The sequence below is a fragment of the Colwellia sp. genome (assembly GCF_013215345.1).
Classification (GTDB): Bacteria; Pseudomonadota; Gammaproteobacteria; order Enterobacterales; family Alteromonadaceae; genus Colwellia.
The window spans coordinates 1-10,098 of record NZ_JABSOV010000131.1; the positions used below are offsets into that span (position 1 = coordinate 1).

7 protein-coding genes are annotated in these 10,098 nt (G+C 38.6%); 5 read left to right on the forward strand and 2 right to left on the reverse strand.

Annotated elements, in window-relative coordinates:
• Nucleotides 1-686: HD-GYP domain-containing protein (locus tag HRT50_RS15620; RefSeq protein ID WP_291616148.1), on the reverse strand; the 686-nt coding region annotated here is incomplete at its 3' end.
• Nucleotides 687-940: 254 nt separating this feature from the next.
• Here HRT50_RS15620 and HRT50_RS15625 point away from each other — a divergent pair.
• The 4 genes from HRT50_RS15625 (at nt 941) to HRT50_RS15640 (ending at nt 6,508) form a co-directional block, all read left to right on the forward strand.
• Nucleotides 941-1,579, forward strand: a complete 639-nt coding sequence (locus tag HRT50_RS15625; protein ID WP_291616150.1) for a flagellar protein MotX — start codon at nt 941-943, stop codon at nt 1,577-1,579.
• Nucleotides 1,580-1,818: 239 nt separating this feature from the next.
• Nucleotides 1,819-4,329: a ribonuclease R gene (rnr, locus tag HRT50_RS15630; protein ID WP_291616152.1), complete on the forward strand. Its 2,511-nt coding sequence runs from the start codon at nt 1,819-1,821 to the stop codon at nt 4,327-4,329.
• Nucleotides 4,330-4,394: 65 nt separating this feature from the next.
• Nucleotides 4,395-5,153, forward strand: a complete 759-nt coding sequence (gene rlmB, locus HRT50_RS15635; protein ID WP_291616154.1) for a 23S rRNA (guanosine(2251)-2'-O)-methyltransferase RlmB — start codon at nt 4,395-4,397, stop codon at nt 5,151-5,153.
• A gap of 59 nt (nt 5,154-5,212) precedes the next feature.
• The gene (locus tag HRT50_RS15640; RefSeq protein ID WP_291616156.1) at nt 5,213-6,508 is read left to right on the forward strand and encodes a YdgA family protein; all 1,296 of its coding nucleotides are present in this window, start codon (nt 5,213-5,215) and stop codon (nt 6,506-6,508) included.
• Between the two features lie 151 nt (nt 6,509-6,659).
• Here the strand turns inward: HRT50_RS15640 and HRT50_RS15645 are convergent, their stop codons facing one another.
• Nucleotides 6,660-7,628: a class 1 fructose-bisphosphatase gene (locus HRT50_RS15645; RefSeq protein ID WP_291616158.1), complete on the reverse strand. Its 969-nt coding sequence runs from the start codon at nt 7,626-7,628 to the stop codon at nt 6,660-6,662.
• Nucleotides 7,629-8,804: 1,176 nt separating this feature from the next.
• Here HRT50_RS15645 and HRT50_RS15650 point away from each other — a divergent pair.
• The coding region (locus HRT50_RS15650) for a TonB-dependent siderophore receptor (protein ID WP_291616160.1) at nt 8,805-10,098 on the forward strand (1,294 nt) is incomplete at its 3' end.

The following is a 10,098-nucleotide window of genomic DNA, read 5'->3' on the forward strand; positions in this document are numbered from 1 at the left end:
ACCTCAAGGCTAGGCGCGCTAATACCGGGTGTTGCCTTAATGATATCTATGGAATGATTTGCATGGGTTTTCATGATGGTAAATTCATCATCAGTTAATTTACCGGGCTTATTGAGGATTTCATCCGGTATTTTTATTTTGCCAATATCATGGAGGAAGGCACCGATGGAGAGTTGTTCAATGATGTCTCTTTCTAAACCCAAATAACGCCCGAAAAGCGTAATATAAACAGAAACGGCAACAGAATGTTCTAATAGGTATTCATCTTTCTCTCGAATATTTAACATACAAGCAAGGGCGTCAGGGCAGTTGAATATTGCATCAATAGACTTATTAGTCACCTCAATAACAGGTGACAAATTAAGGCTGCTACCACTGAGGGCATCACTAAACAATTTTTTTTGAATTGATTTTGATTGGTTAAAAATTTCTTTTGCTTGTTCAAGCTGTTCTCGGTTCAGAGGTGATGGCTTGATATGAGTCGACTCTGTTTTTTCGTTGCTAGCTGCGATTGTTTTGCTATCGTCAATTAATACACAATGAACATTCTTACTTTTAAGGTGCTTAATGACCGCTTGGCTTTTTATGTGACCTGCGGCAGTTAAAGAAAAATTATCTGCTTGGTTAATAATCTTTACTACATAATGGCCAACAGTTAACTCGGAAATTTTTTTTTCAATTAGCATGCGCTCGCGCCGTGTTTTAGGGCTAGTATTTCAACAGAAGTCATTTGGAAGCTTGCTTATACTAGCGAAAATTTTTTATTATATGCTGAATAATACTAGTCATATTTAGCTAGTTATTCCATTTTAGCACCACTTTAAAATACCAACTTGGCGTTAAATTTGCTCTACAATAGGAGTTTAGTTAAATAAATTTCATATTCACCGCTTGTTTGCCGATATAGGGGGGAAGCAGGTTTAGCCTAGTTAGGATTATTATGCGTATTTTATTTTTGTTTTTTATCTTTTTAGCCAGTTTTCTATCTATTATGCCATCAGCTATGGCGATGGCAAAAAATATGCAAGCGGTGCAGATCTACACTGATAATCAATTACTTGATTTAATAAGAGATAATAAACATTTAAGTCAAGTGGTGCTAGATGAATGCCAATTAGTACAAGATATAGAAGCGCGAGCTAATATATCCAAAATGCCCTCTTATCAATTTTTATGGGGTGATATGTTGGCCTATGGTGTCTGTGTTAAAAAAGACATTTCCTTAGGCTTACATTATATGCATCTCGCCGCTGATCAGGGTTTAGCGGAAGGCTTAGAACAATTAGGTCGCTATTACCATATTGGTAAATTTATGCAGGTTGATATTGAACGCGCCATTGTTTATTTAAAAACAGCGGCAAGTTTAAATAACTTAGCCGCGCAAATGCGTTTAGCGGGTTTATATCAACAGGGCTATGGTAGCCCATTAGACTTCCCGGCCTTGTATTCTCAACTACATCATTCTTTAACAGATGATAAAGCAACCCATAAAAAAATCAGTGAATTATTGACTGACCTTGCCAGTAAAATGCCGAGTAAAGTCGTAGCACAAGCGAAAAGTACTAGTTATACCAATTAAATTAATTAAGTTTACAACTTTCAATGAGAATAAATTTTCAATAGGAAGGCGCTTGATTGAGTAATAGCTGGCTATTGGGATTGAAAGTAACGAAGTTATTGGCTATTTAGGCCATTTGAAAATGGCTACTTAGTTATTGTAGTTGGTATCCTACCAATTAAGCGTTGGCTTAAGGCTGTTAATTTAATCTTTATGGTATACTGGCAACTAGTTATCCTTAAATACTGACCCTTTATATAGTGACCTATAACGATCCACACGCGAAACGCGAAGCCAAAAAATACGATAAGCCAGTTGCCTCGCGCGAATTACTGCTATCAATCATCGAAAAATGCTCACCGCCACCCAGCTTTAATAGCTTGGTTAAAACGCTAAAGTACGATGAAGAATACCAACTTATTGGTTTGAAACGTCGTTTACGTGCCATGGAAAATAGTGGTCAGTTAATCTTTAATAAATTCAAACAATACGCAGTGCCGGAAAAAAATAGCCTACTGACCGGCAAAGTTATCGGTCATAGGGACGGTTTTGGTTTCTTTTCGCCAGATGATTCATCGATTACCGATAAAAAAGGCAAAGACTTTTATATCTCTTCTTATGAGATGCAGCGTGTTTTTCATGGTGATATCGTGCAAGCCATTTTGGTTGACCGCACCGATCGCAAAGGCCGTAAAGAAGTTAAAATTCTTGAAGTTATTGAACCAAGGCAAGCACCCATAGTTGGTCGTTTATATGTTGATCATCATATTTGCTCGGTAGTGCCCGAAGACAGTAAAATTAAACAAGAAGTGCTAATAGATCCTGAAGCTAGGCTTAGTGCTCGTCATGGTCAAATGGTGGTTGTTGAACTAGTACAAAGACCGACTAGGCGCACTAGTGCCATTGGTAAAGTGATTGAAGTGTTAGGTGACCACCTTGCCCCAGGCATGGAAATCGAAATAGCCTTACGCGCCCATGATTTACCTCACCAGTTTTCCCATTCCGTACAAGCGGAAGTGGCCAGTATTGCTGATGAAGTTGAAGAGTCAGCTAAGTTACCACGCAAAGACTTACGTGACTTACCGCTAGTAACCATTGATGGTGAAGATGCTCGCGACTTTGATGATGCGGTCTATTGTCAGCCGAAAAAATCAGGTGGCTGGCGCTTATGGGTAGCGATTGCCGATGTTAGTTATTATGTAAAAGATGGTACAGACCTTGACGAGGAGGCAATATCTCGTGGTAATTCGGTCTATTTTCCTAGCCAAGTTATCCCTATGTTGCCCGAGAAACTCTCTAATGGTTTATGTTCACTAAAACCAGATGTTGACCGTTTATGTATGGTTTGTGAAATGACGGTTAGCGCTACGGGTAAACTCTCAGGCAGTAAATTTTATCCTGCAGTAATGCGCTCTCATGCCCGTTTTACTTACACCAAAGTCGCCGCTATTCTTGACGGTGATGAAGCGCTGGTTAATGAATATCAAGCCTTGGTACCTGATTTAAAAAATCTTGAGAATATGTACCATGCCTTAACGGATGCCCGTCTTAAACGTGGCGCTATCGCTTTTGAAACGCAAGAGTCTATTTTCCTTTTCAATGAAGATAAAAAGATTGATAGTGTTGTGCCGTTAATTCGCAATGACGCTCATAAAATCATTGAAGAATGTATGATTTTAGCCAACGTAGCGACAGCGAAATTTATTGAAAAGCATGAAAAACCGGGTTTATTCCGTGTGCATGAAAAGCCTAATGAAGATAAGTACCGTAACTTTATTACTTACTTAAATGAGCTTGGTTTATCAATGCCAGTAAAAGAAGAGCCGGAGCCAAGAGATTACGGTGATATATTAGCGAAAGTGGCGGGTCGTCCAGATCAAGAGCTTATTCAAACCATGCTGTTACGCTCAATGCGCCAAGCGGTTTACCAAAGTGACAATGAAGGTCATTTTGGTTTAGCGCTGCCGTCATACAGTCATTTTACTTCACCTATTCGTCGCTACCCGGATTTAGTAGTGCATCGAGTGATTAAAGCTATTCTTGAAAAAGAAGCTAAAAGTGCTGCAAATGAAGGTAGTTACGAATACTCGTTAGAGCAAGTTATTGAACTAGGAGAACATTGTTCAATGACCGAAAGACGCGCCGATGAAGCTACTCGCGACGTTGCTGATTGGCTCAAGTGTGAATTTATGCAAGACCATGTTGGTGACAACTTCACTGGCGTTATTTCAACGGTGACTAACTTTGGCATGTTTGTTCGTTTACAAGACTTACATATTGAAGGTTTGGTGCATATCACTTCTCTTGGTCGTGATTTTTACCACTTTGATGATGTTCGCATGTGTCTTACCGGTGAAAACAGTGGCAATAAATTCCGTGTCGGCGATGAAATTCGTGTGCAAGTTGCCGCGGTTAACCTTGATGAAAAGAAAATAGATTTACGACTTGAAGGTGTTGATGTTGACGATTCACCTCAAGGCAGGTCTAAAGGAAAATCTAAAGATAGGCCTAAAGGTAAGTCTAAAAGCAAAGGTGGTCGGCGTTCAGGGAAAAGCTCTGAGGCAAGTCAACCGACTGACAACAGTGTGAATAATGCGACCGCTAAAAAAGGCAAGTCTAAAAGTGGCGCTAAAAGTAAGTCTAAAGGCTCGGCTAAAGGCCATGCTAAAGATAAGCCGAAAGAAAAAAGTAAAGTGAAAAAACGCAGTGCGCGTAAAAAACGTCCGGGTAAAAATGCCCGCAAGAATACCAAGAGCGACGTGACAAAATAGTGTAATAAACCCTTATTACTTCGGGTATTAAACTTCGGTTATTAATTTAAAGATAGAGAAAGAACATGGCAAAAAATGAAGAGTTAGTTTTTGGTATTCATGCAGTTAATGCCTTAATTAACGCAGCACCGGAGCGTTTTATCGAAATATGGCTATTAAAAGGTCGTGAAGATGACCGCATGATGCCAATCATTAATTTATCTCGTAAATACGGTATCGGTACTCAATTGGCCAGTCGTAAAGTATTGGATGAAAAAAGTGAAGGTGAGCAGCACCAAGGCGTTGTTGCCCGTGTTAGACCGGGTAAAGCCTATACAGAAAATGACATAGATGACATTTTACAAGCCGCTGAGAAAAAAGGTATACCACCATTCTTACTCATCTTAGATGGTGTTACCGATCCACATAATCTAGGTGCTTGTTTACGTAATGCCGATGCTGCTGGTGTACAAGCCATCATAGTTCCAAAAGATAATGCCGCTCAAATCACCCCTACCGTGCGTAAAGTTGCTGTTGGCGCTGTGGAAAGTGTGCCTTTAGTACAAGTAACTAACTTATCAAGAACAATGAAGCAGCTGCAAAAACAAGGTATTTGGATAGTCGGCACGGCCGGTGAAACTGATACCTGTTTATATGACACCAAACTGGCAGGTCCGATGGCTCTAGTGATGGGCGCTGAAGGAAAGGGGATGCGTCGATTGACTCGCGAAAATTGTGACCAATTAGTTAAGTTGCCTATGGCAGGCACCGTTTCTAGTTTAAATGTATCAGTGGCAACAGGTATTTGCCTGTTTGAAATGGTACGCCAACGTTCTATTCAATAATGGACTCATTCGGCTTGTCATTAGGTAAGTCGAATTAATAATAAAAGGGAATTTTACCAATGAAAAAATTATCTATTGCTATAGCTTTAATACTAGCAAGCTTACTTATAGCGCCAAAACTTATTGGCTCTGTCGTTGAAGAAGAGCGCGAAAAAGTACTGGTTGAACTGAATAACACTGACGGTATTACCTTAACTACTAGCCAATATACTAGCAGTTGGTTTGGTGCTGAAGTGACATCTGAACTGACTTTTTCCCTTGATGACGCTGGTTTAGCTGATGTTACTATTCTTTTAGAGGAGCAGTTGTCATTTGGCCCTGTGATTATCACTGAGCAAGATTGGCATCTAGGACTTGGCTATTCCGCGATGAAATTTAAATTTTCAGCGGCTGAAGTTGATGATGAAATTATCGAGCTTATTAATGAAAAGCTTCACCTTGGCGCCTTGCTTAGTTTTAATAAAAATGTCACCACCTTTATTAAAACTGATGAAATGAGCTATCAAGATGGCGAGACTCTTATCGTCTCTGCGCCGGCGGAAGCAGAATTTAGCCTTATTAATAATGAGACAATTATTGGTGACTTTTCTTGGGGTGGTCTTGAAGTCAAAGGAGAAGGCGAACGTTTTGTTATTGGCACTGTAGCTATGTCAACCGAGCAAAAGGTTGTCAGTGGCGACTACTTGCAAGGAACGGCTATTTTAACGGGTGATGCTACTTTCAATGTTACTAATATTGATATGTATAGCCAGAACAGACATGTTTTTTCATTAAGTGAAGCGGGCTTAACCAGTGTAGTTTCATTAGATGATGAGCTATTAGCACTTAAGTTAAAATATAATGCTAAAGAAATTAGCGCATCAGGGCAGAGTTTTGAACAGCCTAATTTAGAAGTAGTACTAGCGAATATTGATATCAATGCCTTACAAGAATTGAATAAGCTGAGCGCTAAACTATCGATAGGTGTGGCAGGGCAGGATTACTCAGCCGAGTTATTAGCGGCATTGTCAGAGGTTACTGATCAAATCTTAGCGAAAGAGCCAAAATTGACTGTGACCGATTTAAGTGTCGTCACTGAACAAGGCAAGATTGCTAGTGAGTTTGCTTTGAATATCAATAAAGATCTGTTTGATTTTAATAGCGTTAACTCGAATTCAATGGCCTTGATTACGGCTTTAGAAGCGGATGCAAAGGGTAGCGTACCTATGGAGTTTCTAACTCAGTTCGGTATGGCGCCTATGGTAGATGATTTTGTTGCGCAAGGTTACTTAACCAGACAAGATAATGACGTGAGCTTTGTTGCTAAATATGTTGAAAGCCAGTTAACCATCAACGGTAAAGCCTTTCAGTTATAACACTTTTAATGGCTAACTAAGCTGGGTAAATTCAGGTAACTAAGTAAACAAATACAAAAAAGGCTTATTGTTTGAAACAATAAGCCTTTTTATTTGATGTTTCTCTAATAATTAGAATTTTACTGAGAAGAGTAAATTTATTTAACTTGCTTTATTTGTAGTAGCTTAAACATTTTTCTACTTCGTTTTTAGAGCCCATAATAACTTCAACACGTTGGTGGATGCTATCAGGTTCAATATCCATAATACGGCCTTGGCTAGTCATAGCTAAACCACCTGCTTGTTCAAGTAAAAATGCCATAGGATTAGCTTCATACATTAAACGTAGTTTGTACGGTTGCTCAGGCTTTCTGCTATCGGCAGGGTAAGTGAAAATACCACCGCGACATAATACACGATGAATATCACCCACCATGGCAGCTATCCAGCGCATATTGAAGTTCTTACCACGAGGACCGGTATCACCAGCGATTAAATCGTTAATGTATTCTTGCATAGGCGCTTGCCAGAAACGTTGATTCGACATATTAATAGCAAACTCTTGGGTATCAGTAGGAACTTGTACATTGCGTTCTACTAAGATAAAACTACCATGAGTTTTATCTAGTACATAAAAATGTGTACCACTACCTGTAGTCATCACTAACATAGTTGATGGGCCATATAAGACATAACCTGCACAAACTTGGCTGTTACCAGCTTGTTTAAACATATCATCATCGCCAGCTTTAATATCTTCAGGCGCTTCATGAATTGAGAAAATAGTACCAATTAATGAGTTGATATCGATGTTCGAACTACCATCAAGGGGATCGAAAGAAACAATATATTTACCGTTCTCATCACCAGCAACTGAGTGATCTTCTTCCTCAGATGAAATCGCTTTTACAAAACCAGACTCTAGTAAAATATCTTTAAATAAATCATTGGCAATAACATCCAATTGTTTCTGAACTTCGCCTTGAATGTTTTCATCAAGGGTTGAGCCCATTACGTCACCTAAGTGGCCTTGGCTAACTCGAAACGAAATTTCTTTCGTGGCAGCTAAAATAGTTTTGATTAATGAAATTAAATCAAGAGGTACATTGTCTTGGCGTAAAGCTGGGGCTAGTCGTTGCATTAGGTTACCTAAATTACTTTAAAGTTGTTTGGCTTGGTTTGAATTAGTTTACTTGTCATAGCAAATTGCCATGGTGTTGGGCAATTCTTGCGTATTCATATTCGCGTAATCAGTCGTGTAATGTTTCATGTAGTCATTTAAAACGACTCACATATTATAGCAAGGTTGTACTTCGCTTTAACATGCTTAACGCGATTAATTTACCGATAATACTTGCTATTGCTACACTTCACTGGTTTTTAGACGAGTAAAGCTAAAGCGTATTTACAATACCAGGCATCGCTAGCACGGCTAAATTACCTGCCTGATAGTGCAAATTTCCTCCCATAATACACCAATCTAAGTTCAGCCAGGTTATAACTTCTCCAACCGAAACCTTTCATAAAAGTCCTACAAAAGGCGATAGCAGACATAAAGAGCAGCTATAGCATAGTGGCTAAATCTCATAATAAAACATGCCTTGTATTTTAAAGTTAACTGGTAGCCAAAATATTTTTATTTATTGCTTGATAGTACTAATTAATTAAAAACTTTTAAGATTTTTAGTACTGAAACTCGAGTACTTGCTAAAATGCACAGTAACACTGTTTTTGTATTATAATTCATTTAATGTGAATATATATACGAATTTGTAATGTTAAATACTTAATGTAAAGCTATAATACAGTCAATCATCGACCTTAAGGTATACAATATATTGTATGCATTGTAGGTTTTATGTTAATAACCGAGGTATTTAGGTGGTTTAGTTACTCTAGATCAATTTTTTATAAAAAAATCTGCTTTATTTTTTTACTTTTTTATCGTTAGAAATTTAAATGTTTACTGCAGGACTTTGGTGCTGGTCTTGTTTTAAATTTGAGCGCTAAGCGGGTGAATTAAATGCACTTTATTGGTATTTATGTTTAAAAGTGTATGCTAATTGTTATCAGATGTTACTTGTTGTTTTTATTTAACTAAACATTTACATAACCGATTCCTTATTTTACCTATTGTAATGAATTTAGCGCTGTTTTATAAATAATTGACTGGGTTGTTTTGTGAACATTGTAATAAACAATCAAAAAACATAATAAAAATAATAAATAAATGAATAATTATAACATGACTCCAAAATAGGGAAGAAATAATATGTCTAATAAATTCCGTACGGGAACTTTAGCGTTAGCCGTTAGCATGGCGTTAGGTACTGTATCTGCATATGCTGCAGAAGATGATGCCAAAGCAGTAAAAGAAAAAAGTGTTGAACGAATCGCTGTTGTTGGTACAAGATCTGCTCCTAGATCTGTTGCTGATTCACCAGTACCCATTGATATTGTTGGTGGTGATGAACTCGGTAAAAATGCTTCAAGTGATATGCTTGATATGCTGCAAGGAGCAATTCCTTCATTAAATGTTCGCCAACAACCAATATCTGATGCCGCATCTTTTATTCGCCCGGTTAACTTACGTGGTTTATCATCAGACAGTACGTTAGTTTTACTTAACGGCAAACGACGTCACAGGGCTTCTGTTATTGCCTTTCAAGGTGGTGGCGTAAATGATGGTGCCCAAGGTCCTGATATTTCGGTGATCCCTAGTGTTGCGATAAAACAAGTAGAAGTGCTTCGTGATGGTGCTGCTGCGCAATATGGCTCAGATGCCATTGCTGGTGTATTGAACTTTGTGTTAAAAGACAGTGCCGACGGTGGCTCAATTTCGGTAAAAGCAGGTGAATATTATGAAGGTGATGGTGGCTTATTGGTCGTTGATGGTAATATTGGTATGCCGTTTACCGATGATGGCTTTGCTAACTTAAGTTTTCAGTATAAAACTGCCGAAGCCACTAGTCGAAGCGTGCAACGTCCAGATGCTCAGGGATTAATAGATGCAGGTAACACTCATGTTGCTAGTCCTGCAATGGTTTGGGGTAATCCTGAAATTGAGGATGACATTACACTATTTGCTAATGTCGGGCTTGATTTAGGTAATGATAACGAATTTTATATGTTTGGTAACTATTCTGATCGTACTGCTACCGGTGGTTACTACTATCGTAATCCACAAAACCGTGGCGGTGTATTTACCGATGGCAATGGCGACTTATTAGTTGGGGCAATGGATGGTAATGCGGCCGCATGTCCAAATATAGCCATTCTAAAAGGTTCTAATGGTGAAACTTTAGATGTCAGAAATCAGCAAAACTACATTGATGGTGTTGCTAACAACGATAATTGTTGGGCGTTTAATGAATTAATGCCTGGTGGTTATACACCACAATTTACCGGTGTCATTAATGATGTTTCTTTGACTATGGGCACTAGAGGTGACATTCAAGGCGGATTATTGGATGATGCTTATTATGACATCAGTGGCTCAGTAGGAAGAAACAAGTCAACTTATACCTTAGTCAACACAGTAAACCCATCCATGGGAGCATTAAATGCTAGCCAACCTAATAACGCCTTTGAAGCGGGTTCGTATATTCAGT

Coding starts and splice junctions, on each gene's coding strand:
- HRT50_RS15645 (WP_291616158.1), bottom strand. CDS start 7,628: ATGCAACGACTAGCCCCAGCTTTACGCCAAGACAATGTACCTCTTGAT.
- HRT50_RS15625 (WP_291616150.1), top strand. CDS start 941: ATGCGTATTTTATTTTTGTTTTTTATCTTTTTAGCCAGTTTTCTATCT.
- HRT50_RS15640 (WP_291616156.1), top strand. CDS start 5,213: ATGAAAAAATTATCTATTGCTATAGCTTTAATACTAGCAAGCTTACTT.
- rlmB (WP_291616154.1), top strand. CDS start 4,395: ATGGCAAAAAATGAAGAGTTAGTTTTTGGTATTCATGCAGTTAATGCC.